The organism is Curtobacterium sp. LFS079, from assembly GCF_047977865.1.
Classification (GTDB): domain Bacteria; phylum Actinomycetota; class Actinomycetes; order Actinomycetales; family Micrococcaceae; genus Arthrobacter.
Genome location: NZ_JBFPFO010000009.1, coordinates 45333 through 70395 on the forward strand (window position 1 = coordinate 45333; position 25063 = coordinate 70395).

20 protein-coding genes are annotated in these 25063 nt (G+C 68.3%); 15 read left to right on the plus strand and 5 right to left on the minus strand.

Features of this window, described 5'->3' with window-relative positions; all coding sequences use genetic code 11:
• The first annotated feature begins 25 nt into the window (after nt 1–25).
• From ACNQPB_RS14710 to ACNQPB_RS14720, 3 genes are all read left to right on the plus strand, one after another.
• Nucleotides 26–1687, plus strand: coding sequence for a type 2 periplasmic-binding domain-containing protein (locus tag ACNQPB_RS14710; RefSeq protein ID WP_498752901.1), 1662 nt, complete (start codon nt 26–28; stop codon nt 1685–1687).
• Between the two features lie 64 nt (nt 1688–1751).
• The gene (locus tag ACNQPB_RS14715; RefSeq protein ID WP_498752903.1) at nt 1752–2801 is read left to right on the plus strand and encodes a LacI family DNA-binding transcriptional regulator; all 1050 of its coding nucleotides are present in this window, start codon (nt 1752–1754) and stop codon (nt 2799–2801) included.
• 23 nt (nt 2802–2824) lie between these two features.
• The gene (locus ACNQPB_RS14720) at nt 2825–4015 is read left to right on the plus strand and encodes a Gfo/Idh/MocA family protein (RefSeq protein WP_498752905.1); all 1191 of its coding nucleotides are present in this window, start codon (nt 2825–2827) and stop codon (nt 4013–4015) included.
• A 6-nt stretch (nt 4016–4021) separates the two neighbouring features.
• Here the strand turns inward: ACNQPB_RS14720 and ACNQPB_RS14725 are convergent, their stop codons facing one another.
• Both ACNQPB_RS14725 and ACNQPB_RS14730 read right to left on the minus strand, forming a co-directional pair.
• On the minus strand, nt 4022–4939 hold the full coding sequence (locus ACNQPB_RS14725; protein WP_498752907.1) for a LysR family transcriptional regulator: 918 nt from the start codon (nt 4937–4939) through the stop codon (nt 4022–4024).
• A gap of 134 nt (nt 4940–5073) precedes the next feature.
• Nucleotides 5074–6411 carry an amidohydrolase family protein gene (locus ACNQPB_RS14730; RefSeq protein ID WP_498752909.1) on the minus strand — a complete coding sequence of 446 codons (1338 nt, stop codon included), beginning with the start codon at nt 6409–6411 and terminating at the stop codon, nt 5074–5076.
• A 204-nt stretch (nt 6412–6615) separates the two neighbouring features.
• Between ACNQPB_RS14730 and tdh the strand changes: the two genes are divergently transcribed.
• The 6 genes from tdh to hutI all read left to right on the plus strand — a co-directional run bounded on the left by tdh (nt 6616) and on the right by hutI (nt 13226).
• Nucleotides 6616–7662 (plus strand): L-threonine 3-dehydrogenase, encoded by a 1047-nt coding sequence (gene tdh / locus ACNQPB_RS14735; RefSeq protein WP_498752910.1) that lies wholly within the window; start codon nt 6616–6618, stop codon nt 7660–7662.
• 9 nt (nt 7663–7671) lie between these two features.
• Entirely contained in the window at nt 7672–8904 is a 1233-nt protein-coding gene (locus ACNQPB_RS14740; RefSeq protein ID WP_498752911.1) for a glycine C-acetyltransferase, read from the plus strand.
• Between the two features lie 4 nt (nt 8905–8908).
• Entirely contained in the window at nt 8909–10312 is a 1404-nt protein-coding gene (locus ACNQPB_RS14745) for a 6-phospho-beta-glucosidase (RefSeq protein ID WP_498752913.1), read from the plus strand.
• 63 nt (nt 10313–10375) lie between these two features.
• Nucleotides 10376–10837, plus strand: coding sequence for a pyridoxamine 5'-phosphate oxidase family protein (locus ACNQPB_RS14750; protein ID WP_498752915.1), 462 nt, complete (start codon nt 10376–10378; stop codon nt 10835–10837).
• A gap of 44 nt (nt 10838–10881) precedes the next feature.
• Complete coding sequence (locus tag ACNQPB_RS14755) at nt 10882–11976, plus strand: NAD(P)/FAD-dependent oxidoreductase (protein ID WP_498752917.1); 1095 nt, start codon at nt 10882–10884, stop codon at nt 11974–11976.
• An 11-nt stretch (nt 11977–11987) separates the two neighbouring features.
• Nucleotides 11988–13226: an imidazolonepropionase gene (gene hutI, locus ACNQPB_RS14760; protein WP_498752919.1), complete on the plus strand. Its 1239-nt coding sequence runs from the start codon at nt 11988–11990 to the stop codon at nt 13224–13226.
• On the opposite strand, the gene ACNQPB_RS14765 is transcribed toward hutI, so the two are convergent.
• Nucleotides 13223–14200 (minus strand): DMT family transporter, encoded by a 978-nt coding sequence (locus tag ACNQPB_RS14765; protein WP_498752921.1) that lies wholly within the window; start codon nt 14198–14200, stop codon nt 13223–13225. The genes hutI and ACNQPB_RS14765 overlap by 4 nt on opposite strands.
• Between ACNQPB_RS14765 and ACNQPB_RS14770 the strand changes: the two genes are divergently transcribed.
• Complete coding sequence (locus tag ACNQPB_RS14770) at nt 14199–15611, plus strand: aminotransferase-like domain-containing protein (protein WP_498752923.1); 1413 nt, start codon at nt 14199–14201, stop codon at nt 15609–15611. The genes ACNQPB_RS14765 and ACNQPB_RS14770 overlap by 2 nt on opposite strands.
• Nucleotides 15612–15671: 60 nt before the next feature.
• Here ACNQPB_RS14770 and ACNQPB_RS14775 read toward each other — a convergent pair whose 3' ends face one another.
• Nucleotides 15672–19571 carry an endo-alpha-N-acetylgalactosaminidase family protein gene (locus ACNQPB_RS14775; RefSeq protein ID WP_498752925.1) on the minus strand — a complete coding sequence of 1300 codons (3900 nt, stop codon included), beginning with the start codon at nt 19569–19571 and terminating at the stop codon, nt 15672–15674.
• 287 nt (nt 19572–19858) lie between these two features.
• Here ACNQPB_RS14775 and ACNQPB_RS14780 point away from each other — a divergent pair, with 287 nt between their 5' ends.
• The 5 genes from ACNQPB_RS14780 to ACNQPB_RS14800 are packed head-to-tail and all read left to right on the plus strand — an operon-like array spanning nt 19859 to nt 24339.
• Entirely contained in the window at nt 19859–20785 is a 927-nt protein-coding gene (locus ACNQPB_RS14780; RefSeq protein ID WP_498752927.1) for an SIS domain-containing protein, read from the plus strand.
• Nucleotides 20786–20793: 8 nt separating this feature from the next.
• A complete protein-coding gene (locus ACNQPB_RS14785; RefSeq protein WP_498752928.1) occupies nt 20794–21738 on the plus strand; it encodes an ROK family protein in 945 nt (314 codons plus the stop codon).
• Nucleotides 21735–22688 carry a 1-phosphofructokinase family hexose kinase gene (locus ACNQPB_RS14790; protein ID WP_498752930.1) on the plus strand — a complete coding sequence of 318 codons (954 nt, stop codon included), beginning with the start codon at nt 21735–21737 and terminating at the stop codon, nt 22686–22688. The genes ACNQPB_RS14785 and ACNQPB_RS14790 overlap by 4 nt, the downstream gene beginning before the upstream one ends.
• The gene (locus ACNQPB_RS14795; protein ID WP_498752931.1) at nt 22685–23524 is read left to right on the plus strand and encodes a class II fructose-bisphosphate aldolase; all 840 of its coding nucleotides are present in this window, start codon (nt 22685–22687) and stop codon (nt 23522–23524) included. The genes ACNQPB_RS14790 and ACNQPB_RS14795 overlap by 4 nt, the downstream gene beginning before the upstream one ends.
• 23 nt (nt 23525–23547) lie before the next feature.
• Nucleotides 23548–24339, plus strand: a complete 792-nt coding sequence (locus ACNQPB_RS14800) for a DeoR/GlpR family DNA-binding transcription regulator (protein WP_498752933.1) — start codon at nt 23548–23550, stop codon at nt 24337–24339.
• Here the strand turns inward: ACNQPB_RS14800 and ACNQPB_RS14805 are convergent.
• Nucleotides 24336–25016 carry a histidine phosphatase family protein gene (locus ACNQPB_RS14805; protein WP_498752935.1) on the minus strand — a complete coding sequence of 227 codons (681 nt, stop codon included), beginning with the start codon at nt 25014–25016 and terminating at the stop codon, nt 24336–24338. The two genes, ACNQPB_RS14800 and ACNQPB_RS14805, sit on opposite strands and share 4 nt — an antisense overlap.
• Nucleotides 25017–25063: the final 47 nt, after the last annotated feature.

A 25063-nucleotide genomic window follows, 5' to 3' on the forward strand; every position in this document is an offset into this window, starting at 1 on the left:
ATACCCAGTTGAAAGGCATGAACACATGAGTGCACCAACCCTGAACACGGGCTTCAGCCGCCGGGGCTTCCTCGGCCTGGCCGGCCTGGCGGTCACGACGGCGGGCCTTGCCGCCTGCGGTGGCGGCGGCACCTCCGGCGGCAGCGGCGGAGCGGCCGCTTCCGCCGGAGTCAAGCTCCCCACCTACAAGGAGTTCACCGGGGTCACCGCCGACCTCGCGGGCAACTCCAAGGGCCTGCAGGCAGCGTTCTTCAAGCTGCCCCAAGGCGTCACCTCGGTCAAGGAAGCCCCGCTCAAGGGCAAGGTCACGGGCCTCACCGAGACCTTCGAAACCATGAGCCCGGGCATGAAGGACAACCCCTTCTGGCAGCGGCTCAACGCCAAGCTCGGCGGCGAACTGCAGCTGCAGATCGCCGAGGACATCGGCGACGGCTACCCCGCCAAGTTCGCCACCGTCCTGGCCAGCGACGACCTGCCGGACATGATGTGGGTCCCGCCGAACCAGGGCATACCCAATGTCGGCCCCATGCTGGAGGCGAAGTTCCAGGATCTCACCAAGTACCTCTCCGGCGACGCCGTGCTCGAGTACCCCAACCTCGCCGCGCTCAAGCCGGACTCCTGGAAGACCGCCGTCGTCAACGGCAAGATCTGGGGCGCGCCCATCCCGAGCACGCCGTTCGGACAGATCATGTCCGGCCGCCGCGACGTTTGGGAAAAGGTCGGCGGCCTGACCGCGTCCTCGGCGGACGAATTCCTGGCGAAGGCAAAGGAGCTCACCCGGCCCGCGGAGCGCAAGTACGCCCTGGAACCGGCCTATGTGAACATCCTGCACATGGTCACCGAATGGTTCGGCGCCCCCAACGCCTGGGCTGTCAACAAGGACCGCACCCTGACCCACCTGTTCGAGACCCCCGAGTACGCCGCCGGCGTCGAGTTCACGGCCAAGCTGTTCGCGGCCGGAGTCTTCTACCCTGACGTGAACGTTCCGGACATCCGCAACCGCGTGGCCAACGGCAGCGTTGCCGGGCAGGTGCTGGTGGGTCCGCACGACATCAAGGCCTACCGTGCCTTCAACAAGGACCAGGCGTTCGACATCCTCGTGCCCTTCAGCGCGGACGGCAAGGTGAAGCCCACCTACGACATGGGCTACGGCACCGTCGGCTTCACCCCGTTCAAGAAAGCCGACGAAGGCAAGATCCGCGAACTGCTGTCGCTCATCAACTACCTCTCCGCTCCGTTCGGCACCGTGGAATACATGCAGAAGAACTTCGGCGAGGCCGGCAAGGACTACGCCCTTGACGCCAAGGGCAACCCGCAGCTCACCGAATCCGGCACCAGCAACCTGCCGGGTCTTGTCTCGGCGCTGAACATCATGTCCAGCCCGGAGAACGTGGTCTTCAACCCCGGCTTCGACGATGACACCAGGTACGTCAACGGGCAGCAGAAGAAGCTCCTGGACCTCGCCTGGCGCAATCCCACCAACGGCACGTACTCGGACACGAACTCCAAGGTGGGCGCCAAGATCACCAAGCAGCTGCGCGACAAGGTGGTCGACATCATCACAGGGCGCGCCAAGATGGCAGAGCTGGAGGCCGCCGTCAAGCGCTGGAAGTCCGAGGGCGGCGAGAAGATCCGCGACGAATACCAGGCGGCATTGCCGTCCGATGTCCCGGTCTTCCGCGCGTAAGCGAAGGTTCGCCTTAGCCTGAACACAGCAGACTGGGGCTGCAGCAAACGAGCAGGGGGAAAGCATGGCCAGGACAACAGGCAGCGGAATCCGCCCGACCATCCGCATGGTCGCGGCCGAGGCAGGGGTCTCCACGGCGACGGTGTCCTACGTGATGTCCGGCCGGCGCGGCGAAGGCGGGCCGGGGGTCTCGGATACCACCGTGGAGCGTGTGCGCGCCGCGGCGGAGCGGCTCGGCTACCGGCCCAACCAGGCGGCCCGGGCCATCCGGACCGGGCGGACCAACACCGTCATCCTGTCCTTGACCATGCTCTCGGACCCTTGGTCGCTGTCCGTGATCGAGGCCGTGCAGAGAGTGGCGGCGCCGCTGGGGATCACGCCGCTGATCCTCGGCGACGCGGACTGGATGAAGGTGCTCCAGAGCCACGACGCCGATGCCGTGTTCGTGGATGCCGTCACCCCGGAACAACACCGGGCCCTGGCCGGGCTTGCGGCCCGTGGCACCACCTTGGTGGTGTTTGACGAGGAACTCGAGGCCGCCGGTTTCGACGTCATCCGTTCCGTTGCCGGACCCGGCTGCACCCTCGCGGTGGAGCACCTGTTGGCGGGCCACCGCAAGGTGGGTTGCCTGGTGCCCGCCCGCGAGGGGCAGCCCCCGACCGGGCAGCGCTACGAGGCCTATACCTCCACGCTCGCCCGGGCGGGCATCGGCGTGAACAAGGACCATGTGGGCGTCTTTGACGGCACCACCGCGGGCGCCTATGCGGCCACCATGCGCCTGCTTGGCCGCGAAGACCGGCCCACCGCCCTGTATGCCACCACGGATTACGCGGCCGTCAGCGCGATCAACGCCGCGCAGCGGCTCGGGCTGACCGTCGGCCAGGACGTGGACATCATCGGCGTCGGCAACGCCAGCGAAGGCGAGCGGATGTCGCCCTCGCTGAGCACCGTAGGCCCGGTGGACTTCTTCGAGCGGGTGGCGCGGCTGCTGCTGAAGAGGGCCGTCGACGGCGGCAGCACCCCCGCGGCGCCCCCCGCGGTCCTGAACTTCCCCTGGCAGCTCTTCGTCCGGGAATCGGCCCCGCACCGCAGCGAAACCAACAGACTTTACTGAGAACAGAAAGAAGCACGAAACACATGGGAACCGAAGACATGAAGATCGGCGTGGTGGGCTTCGGCCTGCGCGCAGGGCTCTGGCGCCACGCGCACAAGCCGGGGCAGGGTTCGGAGGTGACCATTATCTGCGACACCAGCGAACGCGGCCGTGCCGATGCTGCCGCGCGCATCCCTACCGTGAAGGTGACCGGCGATCTCCAGGAACTGATCGATAGCGGTATCGACGCAGTCCTGGTGCTCACCCCGGACAACCAGCACGCCGCCGTCGCGGTCCGTACGCTCCGGGCGGGCATCCCGACCTTCTGCGAGAAGCCTCTCGACATCACCATCGAGGCCGCGGATTCCATCCTGCAGGCCGCGTACGAAAGCGGTACCCGGCTTTATGTAGGCCACAACATGCGCCACATGCCCGTGGTGGTCCAGATGCGCGAGCTGATCGAACAGGGCAGGATCGGCGAGGTCAAGGCCGTCTGGTGCCGGCATTTCGTAGGCCACGGCGGGGACTACTACTTCAAGGACTGGCACTCCGAGCAGAAGAACGTCACCTCGCTGCTGCTCCAGAAGGGCGCGCACGACATCGACGTCATCCACTGGCTGGCGAACGGCTACTCCCGGCGGGTGTCCGCCGTCGGCGACCTGGCGGTGTACGGCGACGTGCAGGACCGCAGCGACAACAGCGCCAAGCGGATGGGCGACTGGTTCTCGCTGGACAATTGGCCGCCCACCGAACAGCACGGGCTGGCCGAGCGGATCGACGTCGAGGACATTTCCATGGTGAACATGGTGCTGGACAACGGCGTGCTCGCCTCCTACCAGCAGTGCCACTTCACCCCGGACTACTGGCGGAACTACACCGTGATTGGCACCAAGGGCCGGATCGAGAACTTCGGCGACGGGCCGGGGGAGCGGATCGGCGTCTGGACCAAACGCACCCTGGGCTACGCCGAGCCGGACGAAACCATCACCATCCGGGACGGCGAGGGCGGGCACGGGGGCGCCGATCCGCGCCTGATTGCCGAGTTCCTGCGCTTCGCGGCCGACGGCGGGCCCACCCAGACCTCGCCGGTTGCCGCCCGCCAGGCGGTGGCGGCCGGCGTGCTGGCCGCTGAATCGCTGCGGGCCGACGGCGGAGCCCGGGAAGTGCCGGCGCTCCCGGCCGGACTGGTGGACTATTTCGAGAGCGGCCAGCCGGCGCGGGCACAGCTTTCCTAGGGCTGCTTAGCCGCCCAGGCTGTGCATGACTCCTGCGAGCGCATCGCACACTGTCCGTACGGAGCGCCGCTCCAGGTTCTCCGGCCGGGCAAGCAGGTCGATCCGGCGGCGTGTGTTGATTCCGCGGAGCGGTCGCAGCACGACGCCGGACCCGGCCTGCGGATCAAAGGCCGGTCCGGAGGTGAACCGGGGCAGCAGGCCCAGGACATCCCCCGCCGCAACGAGGGCGGACACGGTCGTGTAGTCGTTGACCCGGTGCACGATGTTCAGGGGCTTGCTCGCAACCGCGGCGACGGCCTTCAGCACATCATCGGGGGAGTATCCGGGCCGGCTCGTTACCCAGGGTTCGTCGGCGATGTCGGCCACGCTGACTGATTCTTTTCCGGCCAGGGGATGCCCGGGCGGGAGCGCGATGTCGAGCGGTTCGCTGGCCAGCGGAATGACGGCTATCCGCCCCTCGGGCCACGGCCTGCTGTGCTCCATCCGATGCGCGAGGACCAGGTCGTAGCGCGCCGTCAGGGCGGGGAACTCCTGCTGGGCTACATCTTCATCGGAGAAGCGGACTGTGGGCAGCCCGGACCCTTTCAGGGAGCGGGCGAGGGGTGCGAACAGGGCCTGGCCGGCGCTGTGGAAGCCGCTCAGGGTCACCGCGGCGTCAGGCTCTTCCTGGTACGAGTCGATGGCGGCCCTGGCCTGCGCCATGGCGAGAATTACGGCACCCCCGGCGTCGGCGAGCACCTGGCCGGCGTCGGTCAGGACCAGGTTCCGGCCCTCCTTGCGGGTGAGCGGCACCCCGGCGCTGCGCTGCAGGAGGGTGAGCTGCTGGGACACGGCGGAGGGCGTGACCATCATGGCCTCGGCGACGGCCTTCACGCTGCCGAGTTCACCGAGTTCACGCAACACCTGGAGCTGGCGGACATCCATAAGCCAATCCTAAAGCGTTGGCCAGCTCGATGTAGCACCCCTGAACCATCCTCCCCGCACGGTTTGCGCGAACGTACAGCTGCGGCCCCGAAATCGCGGATTTTGGGGCCACAAGTGTACGTTCGCGCTCCTCGCTAGAGGCCGTTGCGCACCACGGTTCCCTGCGCGACGACGGTGCGCACCTTTTCGAGGGCAGTGCCGTCGCTCAGCGGGTCGGCATCGACCACGACGGCGTCGGCGAAGGCGCCCGGCATGAAGCGGCCGGCCTTGCCTTCCCAGTTGAGCAGGCGTGCAGCGTAGGTGGTCGCGGCGCGCAGCGCCTCGAGCGGGGACAGGCCGGCCTCGTTGAGCAGCCGGACTTCCTTCCCCAGCGGGGTGACGTCGTTGCCGAAGGAGTCGGTGCCGGCTACTACGGTGACACCTGCCTCGTGGGCAGCCAGGACGGCGGCCTTGTGGATAGGCGTGTACTCCTTGCCGCGGGCGGCGAGGATCGGATCGGACGAGGTGGCCATGCCGGAGATGGCGTCCATGGTGGGCGTGAAGTAGGTGCCGCGGCGGGCCATCTCGGCGATGGTCCGCTCCGAGACGAACACACCGTGCTCGATGCTGCGGACGCCGGCGCGCACGGCGCCGTCGATGCCTTCGGCGCTGTAGGCGTGGCAGAGTACGCCTGCGCCGCGGGCGGCCTTGACGATCGAGGAGATCTGCTCGTAGCCGTAGACCAGTTCCCGGGGGTCCTGTTCCGGCAGGCCGGCGCGCGGGTTGGCGCGGGTCTTGATGACTTCGGCGCCGCGGGCAAGGTTCACCTGGACGAGGTAGGCCAGGTCCTGTGCCTCGGTGATGCCGTTCTTGAGGGCCGCAAGCGGGGCGAGATCCGGATCGGCCAGGATCGAGTCGCCCTGCTCCGGGGAGATGAACAGGCCGGCAGGGCGCATGCGCGGAGAGGCACCCGGAGCCCAGGCCGGGAGGGCGGCGAGGGCGATGTCCTGGTAGAAACTGCTGGAGCCGCTGCGGACGCTCGTCACGCCGCCGTGCAGCAGGAGCCGGGCATCCGACAGGGCGTTGGCATGCACGTGCACGTCCACCAGGCCCGGGACAACCCAGCGGCCGGCGGCGTTCAGAACGGTGGCGCGGTGCGCGACGGCGGCCACGGCTTTGCGGGTGGCGTCACGGGTCCCGACGGCGGCGACCTTGCCGCCGTCGAGCACCAGGACGCCGTCCTCCAGCGCGCTGCCGGTAAGGGGATCGACGACGGTGCCGCCTTCGATGATGACGGCGCCCGGGACGGTGGGGCGGCCGGGGTAGTTGGGACCGGCGGGGCGTTCGCCGGCCTGTGCCGCCGGCGCCGAGGCGAGCTGGGCCGTGACGCCGGCGACGGAAATGCCGGCGAGGGCCGCCGCGGTGGAGAGGACTCCGCGGCGGGATGGGGTGGCGGCCGGGACTGCCGCGCTGCTGTGGTCATGCAAGCACATGGTTACTCCTTGGGGGACTGCACAATCCTTGAGGAAAGCACAATGGTGCTGGTGGTACCCCTCACCATATTTGGTATACCAAAACGGATTCAAGTCGTTCCCGCCGCATGGCGTCCGCAATTCCGGACAATGTAGCAATAGCTAAACTGTTGAGTGAGATACTTGAGCTTGTTCTAAGCCGTTTGAGGGCATGTAATGGGAGCCATGAAGGCTCTTTATAAGTCCGGCCCGCACGCCGGCTTCGAACTCGTCGACCGGCCCGAACCGGAGGCCGGTCCGGGCGACGTCAAGATCCGCGTGATGACCACCGGAATCTGCGGCACCGACCTGCATATCCAGTCCTGGGACGCCTGGGCGCAAAGCATCATCGAAACCCCGCTCATCGCCGGGCACGAGTTCTATGGCGAGGTCGTGGCCGTCGGCGAGGACGTCCGCGACGTCAAGGTCGGGGACAGGGTGTCCGGCGAAGGCCACGTGGTGTGCGGCATCTGCCGGAACTGCCGCGCCGGCCGCCGCCAGATGTGCATCCACACCGTGTCCGTGGGCGTGCAGCGCGACGGCGCCTTCGCGGAATACGTGGTGATCCCCGAAACCAACGTCTGGGTGCACCACGATCCCTCAGTCACCCCGGAACTCGGCGCCATTTTCGACCCCTTCGGCAACGCTGTCCACACCGCCCTGAGCTTCCCGCTCGTGGGTGAAGACGTGCTCATCACCGGAGCCGGTCCCATCGGCCTGATGGCCATCGCCGTCGCCCGCCACGCCGGTGCGCGCAAGATCGCCATCACCGATGTCTCCGCCTCCCGGCTGGAACTGGCGCGCAGCATGGGCGTGGACCTCGCCGTCGACGTTTCCAAGACGCGCATCAGTGAGGCCCAGAAGGAACTGGGCATGCGGGAAGGGTTCGATATCGGCCTGGAAATGTCGGGACATCCCACGGCCCTGCCTGAGATGATCGACAACATGAACCACGGCGGACGCATTGCCATGCTCGGCCTGCCCAGCCAGTCGATCGACATCGACTGGGGCAAGGTGGTCACCCACATGCTCACCCTCAAGGGCATCTACGGCCGCGAAATGTTTGAGACCTGGTATGCCATGAGTGCCATGCTCTCCTCCAACCCCGTGCTGCACCGCAACATCTCCGCCGTCGTCACGGACAAGCTGTCCGCCACCGACTGGGAGAAGGGCTTCGAGATCGCCCGCGCCGGCACCGGCGGCAAAGTTGTCCTCGACTGGACCGAATTCTAAGGAGACCCCTTGTACACCTCGATCAAAGACCAGCTGCAGGACGAACTGGACGAGATCCGCGCGGCCGGTCTCTTCAAGAGCGAACGCCACATCGATTCCCCGCAAGCCAGCCACATCGCCGCCGGCCCGCTCGGCGAGCCCTCCCGGCAGGTGCTGAATTTCTGCGCCAACAACTACCTCGGCCTGGCCGACCACCCGGAGATCATCGCCGCGGCCAAGTCCGCCATGGACGAGCGCGGCTTCGGCATGGCCTCCGTGCGCTTCATCTGCGGCACCCAGGACCTGCACCTGGAGTTGGAGAAGAAGGTTTCGGAGTTCCTTGGCACCGAGGACACCATCCTGTTCTCGAGCTGCTTCGATGCGAACGGCGGCGTCTTCGAGTCCCTCTTCGGCCCTGAAGACGCGATCATCTCGGACTCGCTGAACCACGCCTCGATCATCGACGGCATCCGCCTGAGCAAGGCCAAGCGCTTCCGCTACGCCAACCAGGACATGGCGGACCTCGAGGCCAAGCTCGTGGAGGCCGAAGGCTCCCGCCGCAAGATCATCGTCACCGACGGCGTCTTCTCGATGGACGGCTACCTGGCACCCCTGGCGGCCATCTGCGACCTCGCCGAGAAGCATGACGCCCTGGTGATGGTGGACGACTCCCACGCCGTCGGCTTCATGGGCGCCACCGGTGCCGGCACCCCGGAACACGCCGGGGTCAGCAGCCGCGTGGACATCTACACCGGCACCTTCGGCAAGGCCCTGGGTGGCGCTTCGGGCGGCTATGTCTCCGGCCGCTCCGAGGTCGTCGCGATGCTGCGCCAGAAGGCACGCCCCTACCTGTTCTCGAACTCGCTGGCCCCGGCCATCGTCGCCGCCACGCTTAAGGCACTCGAACTCGTCCAAGGCTCCGGCGAGCTCCGCACCCGGCTCTTCGACAACGCGGCCCTGTTCCGCCGTCGGATGGCCGAGGAAGGCTTCGAACTGCTCGACGGCGAACACGCGATCGTCCCGGTCATGTTCGGTGACGCCGTGGCCGCCGCGAAGGTGGCCGCCGAAATGCTCGAACACGGCGTGTTCGTCACGGCCTTCAGCTACCCGGTGGTGCCGAAGGGCGCCGCACGGATCCGTGTGCAGCTCTCCGCCGCGCACAGCCCGGAGGACGTGGAAAGCTGCGTGCAGGCTTTCGTGGCCAGCCGGGACGCCGTCAACAGCCGGGAGGCTGCCAACGCGGGTGAAACCGCGGGACACTAGTGCCATGATCCTGACCCTGCTCGGTGGCGGAGGTTTCCGGGTGCCGCTGGTCCATTCAGCTTTGCTGTTGGACCGGCGGCCGGGCCGCGTCACCGAGCTGCGGCTGTTTGACCACGACGCCGGCCGGCTGGCTGTCGTGGCGAAGGTGCTGGAAGAGCAGGCCGCAGGCGTGCCCGACGCACCGAGGGTGCGACTGTTCACCGACCTCGCCGAGGCCCTGCCCGGCACGGACTTCATCTTTTCCGCGATCCGGGTGGGCGGCATGGCCGGCCGCGCCGCCGACGAACGGATCGCCCTGGAGCACGGGGTCATCGGGCAGGAAACCGTGGGTGCCGGCGGGATCTCCTACGCCCTGCGCACCATCCCGGTAATGGTGGACATCGCCCGGGCCGTCCGGAAGCACGCCCCGCAGGCCTGGTTCATCAACTTCACCAATCCTGCCGGCGTCATCACCGAAGTACTGAACTCCCTGCTCGGCGGCCGCGTGGTGGGGATCTGCGATTCCCCGGCCGGACTGGCGCGGCGTGCGCTGTGGGCGGCCGGCTTCCCCGGCCTGGACGTGTACGGTGCCGGCGTCGGGATCGACTACATCGGCCTGAACCACCTGGGCTGGCTGCGCGGGCTGACGGTGGACGGGGCGGATGTGCTCCCGGAACTGCTCGCGGACGCGGACGCCGTCGAATCCTTCGAAGAAGGCCGGCTGTTCGGCGCCCCCTGGATCCAGGCTCTTGGCGCGGTCCCGAACGAATACCTGCACTACTACTACTTCCGCCGGGAGAACCTGCTGGCCGGGCAGGAAGCCGCCGCCAGCCGCGGCAGTTACCTGGCCCGGCAACAGGCCGCCTTCTACGCCTTAGGAACCGGAGAAGGGAAGGACACGGAATCGGCGCTGCGGCTCTGGGAACAGTGCCGGCTGGACCGCGAGCAGACGTACATGGCGGAAAACCGCGACGCCGCCGGTACCTTCGAGCGCGACGCCGCGGACCTGCAGGGCGGCGGTTATGAGGGCGTGGCCCTGGCGATCATGCGGGCCCTGGGCAGCTCAACAGTGGGCAGCTCAACAGCGGGCAGCTCAACAGACGCGGCCGAAACCCGGCTGATCCTCAACATGCCCAACGCCGGAACCCTGCCCGGACTGGACCATGACGCCGTCATCGAGGCCCCGTGCGTGGTGGGCGCGGACGGCGTCCGGGTGCTGCCCGCCGATCCGCTTCCGGGCTATGCCGCCGGACTGGTCACCACCGTCAAGGCGGTGGAGCGGGCCACCATCGAGGCCGCCCTGGGCGGATCCCGGAATGCCGCCTACCGCGCCCTGGCGATGCATCCGCTGGTCGATTCGGTGCGGGTGGCGCACGCCCTGCTGGACGGATACATGGACCACTTCGGGGAACTGGCCTACCTGCGCTGAACCGCCCGGAAGCCCTCCCCGGAAGCCCTGTCGGGAAACCCCGCGCGGGCCTAGGATCGCAGCATGGGCAATGATGCAGCGACAGAAGTCTTGGATCCGCAGGAATGCTGGGAACTCCTCCGCGGCGTGTCAGTGGGACGCCTGGCCGTCTGGCTCGGTGACCACCCGGACATCTTCCCGGTGAACTACGCTGTCGACCACGGGAGCATTGTCTTCCGCACCGGCGCCGGAACGAAGCTCCACGCCGCCCTCGGCGACTTCCCGGTGGCCATGGAGGCCGACGGCGTCGACCCCGATACCGGAGTCGCGTGGAGCGTGGTTCTCCGGGGCAAGGCCGTACCGCTGAAGAACATCGACGACGTGGTCCACTCCTTCTCCCTTCCGCTGTTTCCCTGGGAAGCCGGGCAGAAGGACCAGTTCGTGAGGATTCCCGCGGATTCGGTGTCCGGCCGGCGCTTCACCGTGACGCCGCCGCTGACCTGGTGGACCCCCTACAGCGGCACCAAGCCGGCCAAGGGAGAGTAGCAGCCGTCGTCGCGCGAAGTTCCCGGGACTGGCAGGATGGGTTGATGGCCTCGAATTACGATGTGGTGATTGTCGGCGGCGGCATCGCCGGACTCTCGCTTGCCTCCGCCCTCGCGGGAAAGTGCTCCGTGGCGCTCGTGGAAGCGGAGCAGACCCTCGCGTACCACACCTCGTCCCGCTCTGCGCGGCAGCTGATCCCCAGCTACGGGCCCGCCGTCGTGCAGGAACTCACCGTCCGCACGCTGGAACTGATCGCGGAGCGCGACGCCGGACTGGACGTTCCGGTACTGACGCCGCGGGCGTTCATGATGGTGGGGGACGAAGCGGACCTCACCGCCGAAGCGAGCGGCCACATGCGGCCCATCACGCGCGATGAGGCGCTGGAACTCTGCCCGGCCCTCCGGCCGGAAAGCTTCACCCACGCCGGCCTGGACACCGGCTCCTTCGCCTGCAACGCCCCCGTGCTGCTCGAAGACCACCGGCGCCGGGCGGAAGCTGCCGGCGCGGACATCATCACCGGAGCCCGGGTGCACTCGGCCCAGCGGATCGGCTCCGCCTGGCAGTTCGGTGCCGGCACCGAAGGGCTCGGCGCCGCCGTCGTGGTCAATGCGGCCGGTGCCTGGGCAGACGAACTCGCGGTCCTCAGCGGGGTGGAGAAGCTCGGACTGCAGCCGTACCGGCGCACGGCGGCTGTCGTCGACGTCGAGCACCCCCTGGCGCCCGGAACCCCGATGGTGGCCGAAGCCGCGCACCGCTGGTACTTCCGCCGCGAGGACGGCCAAGTGCTCATCTCGCCCTCCGAGACCGTGCCCAGCGGGCCGGAGGATGCCAAGCCACGCCCGGGGGACATCGAGGCCCTCGTCGCACGGCTGAATTCGCTGACCACCCTGGGCATCCGTTCGGTGAGCCGCGCGTGGACCGGCCTGCGCACCGAAGCAGCGGACGGCATCCCGGTGGTGGGCTTCGACGCCGAGGCACCCGGCTTCTTCTGGCTCGCCGGGCAGGGCGGTTACGGCTTCCAGACCTCCTCGGCAATCGCCGAACTTGCCGCCGCCGCGATCCTTGACACCTCCGGCAGCAGTCCGGTATCCCGGACACCGTCGGCGCTGGCGGCCACCCGCTGGTCCGTCCGCCGATGAACAATTGATCCATGACTACGGGGTTCACCAGCGGGCACGCAAGCACACTGATCCACAACATCGGCGAACTGATGACCCAGGACGGCGAGCACCGCGTCCTGCGGGATGCCGCCGTCGTGATTGAGGGCGAACGCATTTCCTGGATCGGCGCGGCGTCCCAGGCGCCCGCCGCTGATTCCGCGGTGGACGCCGAGGGCCGCGCCGTGCTGCCCGGCTGGGTGGACTCGCACTCGCACCTGGTCTTCGCCGGCGACCGCACCGCCGAATTCGAAGCCCGCATGGCGGGGGAGAGCTACAGCGCCGGCGGCATCGCCGTGACCATGGGCGCCACCCGCGCCGCCAGTGAAAAGGAACTGACCCGGCTCACCGCCGAGCGCGTGGCCGAGGCCGTTTCGCAGGGCACCACCTACCTGGAGAGCAAGACCGGCTATGGGCTGGACGTGGAGAACGAGGCCCGCAGCGCCCGGATCGCCGCCGCCACCGTGGATGAGGTCACCTACCTCGGCGCCCACCTGGTTCCCGCCGGCATCGACCCCGAGGAATACACCGACCTCGTCTGCGGCCCCATGCTCGACGCAGTGCTCCCGCACGTGCGCTGGGCCGACGTGTTCTGCGAACGTGGCGCCTTCACCGAGGAGCAGTCCCGCCGCGTCCTCACTGCCGCCCGCAATGCCGGGCTGGGCCTGCGCGTCCACGGCAACCAGCTGGGCGTTGGCCCGGGAGTGCAGCTGGCCGTGGAATTCGGCGCCGCCAGCGTGGACCACGTGAACTACCTCTCCGAGGCCGATATCCAGGCGCTCGCCGGGACCTGGACCGGCTGGGACGCAGCCAACGGCACCGGCATCCGCGGCACCGTCGCCACCTGCCTGCCCGCCTGCGACCTCTCCACCCGCCAGCCGCTGGCCCCCGGCCGCGAACTGATCGACGCCGGCGTTCAGATCGCGCTCGCCGCCAACTGCAACCCGGGCACCTCATACACCAGCTCCATGGCCTTCTGCGTCACCACCGCCGTGCTGCAGATGCGCCTGAGCGTCCACGAGGCCGTCCGGGCCGCCACCTACGGCGGCGCCCTCGCCCTGGGCCGCGAAACCGGCAAGGACGCCGACGGCGAACGCGCGGTGGGCTCGATCGCCGTCGGACACCGCGCGGACCTCCACATGCTCAAGGCGCCGTCCGCCACACACCTGGCCTACCGGCCCGGCATCCCCATGACGCACGCCGTCTGGCGTGCCGGCGTGCGCGCGGTCTAGCTTCCGGCCGGTTCCGGCGGGGGCTGTTTCGACACCTGGCCCGATCGTGCGCGGACCGCGCCGCCGGCGCACAGGACCACCGCCAGGCCGCCGGCAGCCGTGGTCCAGTCCAGCCTTTCGCCCAGAAGGAAGCTTGCCCAGGCGATGGTCATGACGGGCTGGACCAGTTGGACCTGGCTGACCCTCGCCAGGGGACCGATGGCCAGGCCGCGGTACCAGGCGAAGAAGCCCAGGAACATGCTGACGATGCCGAGGTAGGCAAAGGCGGCCCACTGTGCCGGCGTTGCGGACAGCGCTTGCTGGCCTACCGGGAGGATCGCCAGCACCGCCATCAGCGGCGACACCAGCACGAGCGCCCAGGAAATGGTCTGCCATGCGCCGAGCTCGCGGGCCAGCAGCCCGCCCTCCGCATAGCCGACCGCGCACGCTGCGACGGCGCCGAAGAGCAGCAGGTCAGTCCAGTGCAGCTGGCCGAAGCCGCCCGATTGGGCGAGCGCGAAGCCGATGGCCGCAAGGGCGCCCACACCGGTCATCACCCAGAAGGACCGCGGCGGGCGTTCCCTGCCGCGAAGCACCGCCGTCAATGCGGTGACGGCGGGAAGCAGTGCGATCACCACTGCGCTGTGGCCCGCCGGCGCGGTGGTGAGCGCGAAGGACGTGAGGAACGGAAAGCCGACGACGACGCCGCCCGCCACCACGGCCAGGCGCGCCCATTGTGCGCGGCGGGGGAGCCGCTGCCGGGTGAGGGCGAGGGCGAATGCCGCAAGGACCGCCGCCACGACGGCGCGTCCCGACGCGATGAACAGTGGTGGCAGTCCGGAGACGGCGACCTTCGTGAAGGGGACGGTGAAGGAGAAGGCGGCCACGCCGAGCAGTCCCCACCACAGTCCGGACACCGGCCGGCGCTCCCTGCCGCCCTGACTAGTCGATACCACTTGGGCAGCAAATACAGTAGCGCTACTATTGTCTCTCATGAACAACGATAGCAGTTCGCGCATCGCCGTGCGCCTCCGGGAATGGATAGCGGGGGCGCCGCCGGGATCCCGGCTGCCATCCACCCGGGCGCTGGTGGCGCAGTACCAGGCGAGCCCGGTGACTGTACAGAAGGTGCTGCGGACGCTGGCCGCGCAGGGCCTGATCGAAAGCCGCCCCGGGGTGGGCACCTTCGTCCGCGCCGTGCGGACGGCCCGGCCGTCGGACTACGGCTGGCAGACGGCGGCGCTGCGTTCCCCGCAGGCACAGCTGCGGCCAATGTCCGCGGCCATGCGCACGGTGCCAAACGACGTGATCGCGTTCCACTCCGGATATCCGGACCGGGAACTGCTGCCCGAGCGCCTGGTCCGTGCCGCCCTGACCCGCGCGGCCCGGGGCGACGCGGCACTGTCCCGTCCGCCCGCTGCAGGGCTGCCGGAACTGCAGTCCTGGTTCGCGCAGGAACTGCGCGGATCGACACCTCCCGGCGTCAATCCGCCGGCACCCTCCGACGTGATCGTGCTCCCCGGAACCCAAAGCGGGCTCAGCTCGGTCTTCAGGGCACTGGTGGCCGCCGGGCAGCCCCTGCTGATGGAGTCGCCGTCGTACTGGGGCGCGATCCTGGCCGCGGCACAGGCCGGTGTCCGCGTGGTCCCGGTGCCGAGCAGTCCGGAGGGACCGGACCCGGAGGAACTGGAGCGGGCCTTCCGGGAGAGCGGGGCCCGGGTGTTCTACGCGCAACCGAACTACGCCAACCCGAGCGGGGTGCAGTGGTCCACGCGGCGCGCGGAGGAAGTTCTGGACGTGGTGCGGCGGAACGGTGCCTTCCTGGTCGAAGACGACTGGGCCCACGACTTCGGCATCACCTCCGAGCCCGAGTCGCTTGCCTCCCGGGACGACTCCGGCCACGTGGTCTACCTCCGCTCGCTGACGAAGAGTGTTTCCCCCGCGATCCGGGTGGGAGCCGTCGTCGCGCGCGGGCCGGCGCGCGAACGGATCCTGGGCGCCCAGGGTGCCGAATCGATGTACGTCAGCGGGCTTCTGCAGGCGGCAGCGCTCGACGTCGTCACGCAACCCGGCTGGCAGTCCCACCTGCGCGGCCTCCGCCAGCAGCTCCAGGTCCGCCGCGACCTGCTGGCCACCAGCCTGCGCGAGCACGTTCCCCAGGCGCACCTCGGCCTGCTGCCGAAGGGCGGGCTGAACCTGTGGGCCCGGCTGCCGGACGGGACGGACCTTGAAAGGCTCACCCGCGACTGCGAAGCCGCCGGCGTCCTCATCGCACCGGGCAACGAATGGTTCCCTGCAGAGCCGGCAGGCCCGTTCATCAGGCTCAACTACGCGGGTCCGAACCCCGGTGCCTTCCCGGAGGGTGCACGGCTCATCGGCCGGGCACTGGAAAACGCAATTCCGTAGACGCGCCGAAGGCCCCGTCCGGCACGAGCCGGGCGGGGGCCTTCCCTGTGGTGCAGATTCCTAGGGACCGCAGGTGAACTTTGCGTCCGCCCAGTCGGCATGGTCGTTGCCGTTGCCGTCACCGGCATCGTTGGCGACCAGATCGACATAGCGTGCACCGCTGACATCCACGGTGAGCGGAAGCGGTGCGCTGGCCGCGCCGAGCACCGGCGTGGTGACCTTCGTGGCGCCGTCGGCCACCACGGAGAACTTCACGCTGCCGCGCGTCGCCTGGGCATCGTCGATGCCCACCACGGCGGTGAAGGCGCTGCAGTAGCCGCCGAGGTAGTAGCGGATGGTGCTGTTGGCATGGGCTCCCAGGCCCTTGGCGAAGACCGTGCCGTTGAGGGTGATCGGCCGGCCGTCCCCGCTGCCCTGTTCACCGTTGGACATGTCCCTCTCCACCGGACCCCAGCCGTTCGTGGCGCTCACCCAGGGATGGTCGCTGGCGAACACCGTGGACTGCGGCGGTTTGGGCAGGGTGCGGACCGTGGTGGTGGTGCTGATGGTGCGTCCTCCTGCCGGGTCGGCAGTGGTGGTGTAGCGTGCCGTGACCGTGACGGGAAAGTCGCCGTCGGCGGAGGCCGGGGCGGTCAGTTTCCAGGTGGTGGCGAGGTGGCCGCCCGAAGCCAGGGTCGCGGCCGTGGCCGGCGTCGCGGGTGTGGCGGTCCAGCCTTCGGGAAGGGCGAGGTCAACGGAGAGGTCCTTGATCGCCGCCGGTTCGTCGGAGACGAAGGTGGTCACGAAGTCCTGCGCCTTGCCCTGCTCGATCACATCGCCTTGGAGCTTGGCGTCCAGCTGCGCGCAGGCCGGGACGGCGTCGGATGCGCCGAGGTCTTCCACCAGGAAGTTGTCGAGGGTGAAATCGGAGCCGTTGGCGCTGCCGCTGCGCTGCAGCCCGACGAAGTAGTCCCCGCAGAAGCCGGCGTCCAGGACCTGCTCGAAGCGCGCCGTCGAGGTCTGCTCTCCGATCGCCTGGATTCCCGTGACGGCGGGGCCGGCCTGGGAATCGTAGCCGGAGACCCAGGAGTACTGCCCGGCCTTGGAGTTCTGGTAGTCGAAGGAAACCCGGTACTTGTGGCCGGCAGTGAACGGCACCGTGGCTTCGGTGGTTCGGTAGACCATGCCGGGTCCGCCATCCGGGGCCTGGTTTTCATCGTGCGCGATCAGGGACCAATTGCCGTCCAGGACTTCGTCAATCACATTCTTGTCCCAGCCCTTCTGGGTGAACGGCTCGTGGCGCCCGGTGATGTGCGTGCGCGGGTCGGTGCTGCCGCCGGCATCGCCCTTCACGAACGGACCCCAGCCCTGGTCGACGTCCTCGAAGTTCTCGGCCAGGACACCGCCGGTGGCCACCCGGGAGGTCTTGACCGCGCGGAAGTCGTCCAGCCGGACCCTGGCGGTTCCCTCTCCTGCAGCCACGCTCACCGTGGGCCGGACACCGTTCTGCGGGATGTCCACCAGCACCCGGAAGCGCTGGAAACGGGTGCCTGTCTTTTCATCGGCAGCCACGTAGTTCTGCGCATTGGAGCTGTCGATGGTGAGGCTCTGGCTCTTGCCGCCCGGGACATCCACCTTCAAGGTGACGGGCCGCTTCTTTCCGGCCTCGATCTCCACGTAAGCGCTGATCGAGTAGGTGCCGGCCTGGAACGGCAGGAGCGTCTGGGACACCGACGGGGTGCCCGCGCCGAGTTCGGCGTAGCGGCGGCCCTTGCCGTCGCGCACGATCGCGGCCGCCCCCTTCGGGCTCCACTTGCCGAGGTCCGCGGCATTGAAGCCGGGGTCCTTGAAACGGGTGCCCTCGCCGAAGGAAGGATCGGCCGGCAGGCTCACGGCCGCGGGGTCCACGGTCAGCACGTAGGGCTGGCCGGCGTCGGCGGCGAGCGTGACCTGGCCACCGGTCACCGGAACGTCCGCCACTTTGACCCGTCCGTTGTCGGTGAGCTTGAACTGCTGCAGTTTCGTGGCGCCGGCGAAGGCACCGGTGAGCTTCCAGGTGCTGCTGCCCCCGGCCGGGCTGTAGTGGTAGAGCTTGTCCTGCGCTCCGCCGGTCTTTGTAGCCCAGGGGAGGAGGTACGTGCCGCCTTGCAGTACCGGTACCCCGTCCACGGTGATGTTGCGTTCGGCAGCGGTATTCCCGGTGACGGCCACGCCGCCGGCCAGGTCGATGCGGTCCTGGGTCCACTTGGTGATCTCGTGGTGCTGCAGGAACTTCGCCGGCAGGTTGGATTCCCAAATGTTCTTGGAGAAAGCGTTGTAGTCGTTCTGGCCGGTCCAGCCTTCGAACTCCACGATGTGGCTGACACCGAGCTTCGGGTCCGGGTTCCAGACGTCGGACTGGCTGTTGTTGATGAAGCGCAGGATCCGGGAGTTGATGCCCTTGTTGCTGCTGCCGTAGTTCTCGTCGTTGGCCCAGTGTGACCAGGTGTTGTTGCGGGAGAGCTTGTCCGCCCACTCCGAACCCACACGGAAGCCGTTCTTGACCAGTTCCTGCTGCAGCCGCTCGGCCAGCCAGCCGTATTCGTAGTAGACATCAACGTAGGCGAAATCCAGGTTGTCGTCCGTTGCGTCGGCGAGTTCCTTGACCCGGCGGGCCAGCTTCCCGGAATTGATGTCCTGCCGCTGGTTGATGTAGTACGACTGGTCCAGCCAGTTCCAGCCCAGCGACTTGTTGGCCGTCAGCAGGTCCTCGGCGAAGGACTTGGCTTCCGGGTAGATCTCCGTGGCATTGATGTGGACGCCGAACTTCGCGTTCCAGTCCTTGCCGGCGGAGACAAGCTTGTTCAGGTCCGTCAGGCCGCCGGCGCGGGTGTTGAAGTTGTTGCCGTAATCCGTGTTGGCGGAGTCGTGGCCTTCCGAGGTGTAGCCCTTGAGCATGGCCACCTGGCCCAGGCCGTCGGTGGCCAGGGCGATCCGCTTCACGTCGTCCAGGGTGCGCAGGAACGGGTGGGTGGCCTGCGAAGCGAAATTGAAGGGGATGTGGGTGACTACGTTGTCCGGCGTCTGGTCGCCCTTGTTGGCTTTGACCTCGATGGAGCGCATGGCGATCGCGGCGTCCTGCCAGTCCACCGCGCCGTCCGCGTTGGCGTCCGTGGTGATGGCCACGCGGGTCCAGGGGAGTTCCTCGGTGGTGTTCGACCCTGCGGCCCTGTAAAGCCACTGGCCGCTGGCGACGCCCATGCGGACCGCGCCGCCGTCGTTCACAGCCTGCCTCCAGAAGCGGCCCTGATCCTTGCTGCCCGGCCCGGCCGAGGTGTCGTACAGGGCATTGGACTCCAGCGCGGCCGCCAGTCCGGCGGTGTTGGCCAGGGCGTAGGCGGAGCTCTTCGGTGCTGCGTCCAGCGGAGTGGCGGCAGTGACGGGGGTGAACAGGTCGCCGCTCTTCGCCCGGTCCACCGAGAGATTGGCGGTGGAGATCTGTGCGCCCGGCTGCGCCGAGCTCACGGAGACGAGGCTGAGTTTGGGCAGCTGCAGCGTGCGGACCTGGAATTCCGGCGAATCGTGGATCGCGGTGACGTTGAAGGACACCACGGTGCCCGTCACCGTCAACCGGGCGCCGATGGTGGTGTTGCCGAAGTCCGGCAGGGTGAGGACGTAGTCCATGGTGTTGCCGGCCGACTTCGACGACGTCGCGGAGGCGCGCTGTTCGCTGCCGTTGATGGTGATGCTGGACAGCCGGCTGAGGGTTCCGTCCAGCCGTGCCCGGCTGGCTACATCGGTGTAGCCCAGGACTTGCGGAAAGGATGTGGAGACATCCACGGTGAGGGTTCCGGAGCTCAGGGTTTCCGTGCCGGCGGCTGCGGTTTCGTTTGCGGTTTCGGCCGCGGCGGGCACCGTGGCACTGAAGCCGAGGGAGCCTGCTGCGACGACGCAGGCGAGGCTCATGCCGGCAAGGCGTTTCGGGGATGACAAGCGGGGCATAGTGCTCCTTCTTGATTTTTCCTTGTGAACATCAGTCATGTTCTTGCGGACGGCTCAACTCTGCTCCATACGCACACAAGATGACAAGAGCTGAGCAAAAAGTCTCTTTTTAAAACAAAAAGAAACAACAGGGTGCCTCATGAACCGTTTAATCACCGCCCGGCGGCGGCCAGGGTGGTACGCGCCACACGCACTCCTTGTGCGATTGAAGTTGATCGATTAGTGTTTTTATAGATCAAAAAACGTCAAACGCGCGTCGTGAAGCGCAGACAGGAACGGTGCGTCCGATGAGCAACGCTGCCCTTGGTGCCTACATGGAAGAAGAGCTGGTTTCGCAGCCGGAGGTCTGGCTCCAGGCCATCGCCCAGGCAAAGTCGGACAGCCAGGGCCAGCTGCTGCCCGCGGACGGCGAGCGGGTCGCCGTCGTCGGCTGCGGTACCTCCTGGTTCATGGCGCAAAGCTACGCCGCCGCGCGCGAGGCCGCCGGCAAGGGCGTCACGGACGCGTTCGCCGCGTCGGAAGCCTTCCTGAACCACAACAGCGCCGGCCGCCACTACGACGCCGTCATCGCCATTACCCGTTCCGGCACCACCACTGAGGTGATTGAGCTGCTGGAGGCCCTGCGGGGCAAGGTCCGCACCGTGGCGCTGGTCGGCGACGTCGATTCGCCGGTCGCCACGCTGGCCGACGCCGTCGTGGGGCTGCCGTACGCAGACGAAAAGTCCGTGGTCCAGACCCGCTTCGCCACCACCGCCCTGGTCTACCTGCTGAGCACCCTGGGCATCGACCTCAGCGACGCCGTCGAGCAGGCCCGCCCGGCGGTCACCGAACCCGTGTCCCGGGAACTCCTCGACGCCGAGCAGTTCACCTTCCTCGGCACCGGCTGGACCATCGGCCTGGCCCACGAAGCCGGCCTCAAGATGCGCGAAGCCGTGCAGGGCTGGACCGAGTCCTACCCGGCCATGGAATACCGGCACGGTCCCATCTCCATCGCCGCGCCTGGCCGCGTTACCTGGCTCTTCGGCGAGCAGCCGGAGGGGCTGGACACCAACATGGAGGCCACCGGTGCCCTGTACATCAACACCGGCAAGCACCCCCTGGCCGAACTTGCCCGGGTCCACCGCGTCACCCTGGAACGTGCCCGCGCCCGCGGCCTGAACCCGGACCTGCCGCGCAACCTCACCCGCTCGGTCATCCTCGACACCACCGCCTAGGTCCTGGCATGGTTCTCGGAGCAGCTGGGGCGGCCGTGCTGGCCTTCGATGTCGGAGGGACGGACATGAAGGTGGGCCTCGTCGACGCCCAAGGGAACGTCCTGGGCCTGCGCCGGGTCCGCACGCCGCGCGATCCCCACCGGCCCGGCGACGCCATCCTGGACCGTGTGGCCGAACTGGCGCGCGAGCTCGAGGCCGAGTTTCCGGCGCATCCTGTCCGGGCCGCCGGGGTGATCGTGCCGGGAATCGTGGATCCGGAATCCGGGGTGGGTCTCTACTCGGCCAACCTCGGCTGGCGGAACTACCCCTTCACTGCCGAGGCCGAGCGCCGGCTGGGCATTCCGGTGGCCTTCGACCACGATGTCCGCTCCGCCGCCGCGGTGGAGCACCATTACGGGGGCTCGCGGGAGTTCGACGACGTCGTGGTCATGGTGGTGGGCACCGGAATTGCCGCCGCCGTCTTCTCCGGCGGCAAGGCAGTGAGCGCCGGCGGTTTCGCCGGTGAACTCGGCCACGCCCACGTCCCCGATCCCGACGGCAACGGAACCACCATCCTGGAAGCCGTAGGCTCCGCCGGTGCCGTGGCCAAGCGCTACACCGCCCACTCCGGGACCCCGGTTGCCGGAGCCCGCGAGGTCCTGGAACGCGCCCGCACCGGGGAGGAACTGGCCGCCCGGATCTGGGCCGACGCCGTGGACGCGCTCGCCTTCAGCATCTGCCAGTGCGTCAGCATCATCGGCACCGAGGCCGTCGTGATCGGCGGCGGCCTGGCCGAGGCCGGCGAGGAGCTGCTCGAACCCCTGCGCGAGCGGGTGGACAGCATGCTTGATTTCCACCGCCGCCCGGTGATCCTGCGTGCCCAGCTTGGCCAGGACGCCGGCCTGCTGGGTGCGGCGATGAATGCCCGGGCCCTCCTTGTTGAGACCTCCGCAGGCACGGACGGCGCCGCATGAAGCGGGTCATCACCGTCACCCCGAACCCTGCCGTGGACCTGAGCTACCACGTTGCCGGCATCCATCCGGGCGCCAGCCACCGGGTGCCGGCGCCGCTCAGCCGCGCCGGCGGCAAGGGCCTCAACGTTGCCAGGGTGGCGCATCAGCTGGGCCATCCCGTCCTCGCCCTCGCCCCGTATGGCGGCAGCCCGGGCGCCGAATTCGCCGCCGAGCTGGAAGCCAGCGGGGTTCCCCACACGCTGGTTCCCGTCGCAGGCCCGACCCGCCGCAGCATCGCCCTCGTCGACACGGTGGGCGGGGAAACCTCCATCTTCAACGAAGAAGGCAGTCCCCTCCGGAGCAGCGAATGGCAGGCGCTGGCCGCCGTCGTCGTCGACGCCCTTTCGGCGCAGGGAGAGGACGCCCCCGGCGTCCTGGCCGCCTCCGGCAGCCTGCCGCCCGGCGCCCCCGCGGACTTCTACCCGGCTTTGGTTCGCCTGGCGCACGACGCCGGGATCCCGGCAATCGTCGACACCTCCGGCTCCGGGATCCTCGCCGCAGCCGAGGCCGGGGCGGACCTGCTCAAGCCGAACCACCATGAGCTCGAAGAAGCCACCGGGGAGGCGGACCTTGCGGCGGCCGCATGGCAACTGATCGACCTCGGTGCGAAGACCGTGCTGGTCAGCGCCGGAGCGGACGGCATGCTCGCCTTCAGCCACGCCACACCGGACGGGTACTGGCGGGCCAGGCTGCCCGAAGCCCTCAGCGGCAACCCCACCGGTGCGGGGGACGCCGCCGTCGCCGCGGCCGCCACCGCCCTGGCCGCCGGGATCACCGACACCAAGGAGATCCTCCGCCGGGCCACCGCGTGGTCGGCCGCGGCCGTCCTGATGCCGGCGGCAGGGGAAATCTCTCCGCGCTACACGGAACTCGAAGAACGACTCATCATCAGCTGGGAGGACAACCGGTGACCCTCGTCAATGCCCGGGAACTGATGGACGCGGCCGCCACGGCCGGCATCGGCCAGGGCGCGTTCAACATCATCCACCTCGAAACCGCCGAAGGCCTGGTGGCCGGTGCCGAAGCGGCCGGAGTGCCCCTGATCCTGCAGATCTCGGAGAATTGCGCCAGGTTCCACGGCGGCCTGGAACCCCTGGCCCGTGGCGCCCTGGCCATCGCCCGGGATGCCTCCGTTCCGGTGGCTCTGCACCTGGACCATGCTGAATCCGAGGAGCTCGCCCTGCAGGCCGTGGATCTCGGCTTCGGCTCGGTGATGTACGACGGCGCGCACCTGCCCTACGTGGAAAACGTCGCAGCGACCCGCCGGGTGGCCGCCTACGCCCATGAACGCGGGGCCTATATCGAGGCCGAGCTGGGCAAGGTGGGCGGCAAGGACGGGGCACACGCGCCCGGCGTCCGTACCGATCCCGGCGAAGCCCGCGACTTCGTGGCTGCCACCGGCGTGGATGCCCTGGCCGTCGCCGTCGGCTCCTCGCATGCGATGACCGAACGCAGCGCCCAGCTGGACCTGGAGCTGATAGCCCGGCTCAAGGACGCGGTGCAGCTGCCTCTGGTGCTGCACGGTTCTTCCGGCGTAGCAGACGGGACGCTGGTGGCGGCGATCCGGGCCGGTATGACTAAGATCAACGTATCCACACACTTGAACGGGTTCTTCACGCGCGCTGTCCGGGAGTACCTGGACGCCAATCCCGCGGTGGTGGATTCCCGCAAGTACATCGCGGCGGGCCGTGATGCCCTGGTGGTGGAATCCGCCCGCTTGCTGACGTTGTTCGCGAAAGTGAACTAGAAACCGCCTCCGGAAGGTTCGTGATGACCCGTACAGATCGGCTGACTGCCATCCTCGATCTCCTCGCCGAGTCAGGGCATGTCGAAGTCGAGGACATCGTGACCCGCCTCGGGGTTTCGCCGGCCACCGCGCGGCGCGACCTGGACAGCCTGGCCAAACAGCGGCTGCTCAGCCGCACTCGCGGCGGCGCCACCAAGGGCGCCGTGGCTTACGACCTGCCCGGCCGGTACAACCGGGACGACCACGCGGAGGCAAAGCAGCGGATCGCCCTGGCCGCCTCCGAACTGATCGCTCCGGGTGCGGTGATCGGCCTGAGTGGCGGCACCACCAGCACGGCCCTGGCCCAGGTGCTCTCCACCCGTGAAGACCTGAACGCGCCTTCCAACCGGCCGATGCTGACGGTCGTCACCAATGCCATCAACATCGCCGCCCAGCTGGCCGTGCGGCCCAACATCAAGATCATGGTCACCGGCGGCATCCTGAATCCCCGCTCCTACGAGCTGGTGGGACCCTACACGGACGTAATCATGCAGAAAGTCGCCCTGGACTTCGCCTTCATCGGGGTCAACGGCGTGGATCCGAAGATAGGGCCGACCATCACCGACGAAGGCGAAGCCATGGTGAACTCCGCCATGGCACGCCGCGCCACCGCGTCCTACGTACTGGCGGACTCCAGCAAGATCGGCAAGCGTTCCTTCGCCACCATGGCCGGCTATGAATTCAAGCGGCTCATCACGGACAGTGGGATCAAGCCGGCGGACAAGGCCGCCTTCGAAGCCGCCGGAACCGAAGTGACGGTCGCCGAACTCGACTAGAACTTCACCTGCGGGGCGTCCAGGACGGTTTCGTCCACCCGGCGGTCAACCCACTGGCTGAACGGCACGTCGAGGTCATACTTTCCGCTCGTGTTGCGTACCAGGGTCCGCAGTTCGGCGTTCCCGGGGTTGTTGAGGGACTCAAAGTATTCAACCGACCAGTGGAACCAGCGCATGCAGAACAGCCGCATGGTCAGACCGTGCGTCACCAGCAGGGTGTTCGGGGCGTAGTCCGGCTTCTCCCAGTGCCGGTACAGGGTCTCCATGAAGGATGAGACGCGGTCATAGACATCGGAGCCGGACTCGCCTTCCCGGAAACGGTAGAAGAAGTGTCCGTAGAGGTTCCGCAGTTCCTTCTGGTCCTCGATCTCGCCGGCTATCTGGAAGTTGGCCCAGTCCTGCTCGCGCAGCCGGGGTTCCTCGATCACCCGCTCCGTCACGCCGTCCAGCTGCAGTGCCTCGAGCGTCTGGTAGGCCCGCAGGTACGGCGAGACGTAGACGCACAGCTGCTCGCCGTCGAGCTTCCTGCGCAGTTCCTCCCCGGTGCGCCTGGCCTGTTCCAGCCCGAGCCCGGTCAGCGGGATCCGATAGTCGGGCACGCGGTTGTAGATCGAGGTGTCCACGTTGGCGGCCGACTGGCCGTGCCGGACCATGAAGATACGTGCTGGCGCGCTCATCCCACCAAGCATAGGCAAACACCCAGGAAAATGAGGGCAAGATAGGA

Bases quoted from the DNA above. Each gene is read 5' to 3' on its own strand.
- ACNQPB_RS14710 (WP_498752901.1), top strand. From the start codon at position 26: ATGAGTGCACCAACCCTGAACACGGGCTTCAGCCGCCGGGGCTTCCTC.
- ACNQPB_RS14715 (WP_498752903.1), top strand. From the start codon at position 1,752: ATGGCCAGGACAACAGGCAGCGGAATCCGCCCGACCATCCGCATGGTC.
- ACNQPB_RS14720 (WP_498752905.1), top strand. From the start codon at position 2,825: ATGGGAACCGAAGACATGAAGATCGGCGTGGTGGGCTTCGGCCTGCGC.
- ACNQPB_RS14725 (WP_498752907.1), bottom strand. From the start codon at position 4,939: ATGGATGTCCGCCAGCTCCAGGTGTTGCGTGAACTCGGTGAACTCGGC.
- ACNQPB_RS14730 (WP_498752909.1), bottom strand. From the start codon at position 6,411: ATGTGCTTGCATGACCACAGCAGCGCGGCAGTCCCGGCCGCCACCCCA.
- tdh (WP_498752910.1), top strand. From the start codon at position 6,616: ATGAAGGCTCTTTATAAGTCCGGCCCGCACGCCGGCTTCGAACTCGTC.
- ACNQPB_RS14745 (WP_498752913.1), top strand. From the start codon at position 8,909: ATGATCCTGACCCTGCTCGGTGGCGGAGGTTTCCGGGTGCCGCTGGTC.
- ACNQPB_RS14750 (WP_498752915.1), top strand. From the start codon at position 10,376: ATGGGCAATGATGCAGCGACAGAAGTCTTGGATCCGCAGGAATGCTGG.
- ACNQPB_RS14755 (WP_498752917.1), top strand. From the start codon at position 10,882: ATGGCCTCGAATTACGATGTGGTGATTGTCGGCGGCGGCATCGCCGGA.
- hutI (WP_498752919.1), top strand. From the start codon at position 11,988: ATGACTACGGGGTTCACCAGCGGGCACGCAAGCACACTGATCCACAAC.
- ACNQPB_RS14770 (WP_498752923.1), top strand. From the start codon at position 14,199: ATGAACAACGATAGCAGTTCGCGCATCGCCGTGCGCCTCCGGGAATGG.
- ACNQPB_RS14765 (WP_498752921.1), bottom strand. From the start codon at position 14,200: ATGAGAGACAATAGTAGCGCTACTGTATTTGCTGCCCAAGTGGTATCG.
- ACNQPB_RS14775 (WP_498752925.1), bottom strand. From the start codon at position 19,571: ATGCCCCGCTTGTCATCCCCGAAACGCCTTGCCGGCATGAGCCTCGCC.
- ACNQPB_RS14780 (WP_498752927.1), top strand. From the start codon at position 19,859: ATGAGCAACGCTGCCCTTGGTGCCTACATGGAAGAAGAGCTGGTTTCG.
- ACNQPB_RS14785 (WP_498752928.1), top strand. From the start codon at position 20,794: ATGGTTCTCGGAGCAGCTGGGGCGGCCGTGCTGGCCTTCGATGTCGGA.
- ACNQPB_RS14790 (WP_498752930.1), top strand. From the start codon at position 21,735: ATGAAGCGGGTCATCACCGTCACCCCGAACCCTGCCGTGGACCTGAGC.
- ACNQPB_RS14800 (WP_498752933.1), top strand. From the start codon at position 23,548: ATGACCCGTACAGATCGGCTGACTGCCATCCTCGATCTCCTCGCCGAG.
- ACNQPB_RS14805 (WP_498752935.1), bottom strand. From the start codon at position 25,016: ATGAGCGCGCCAGCACGTATCTTCATGGTCCGGCACGGCCAGTCGGCC.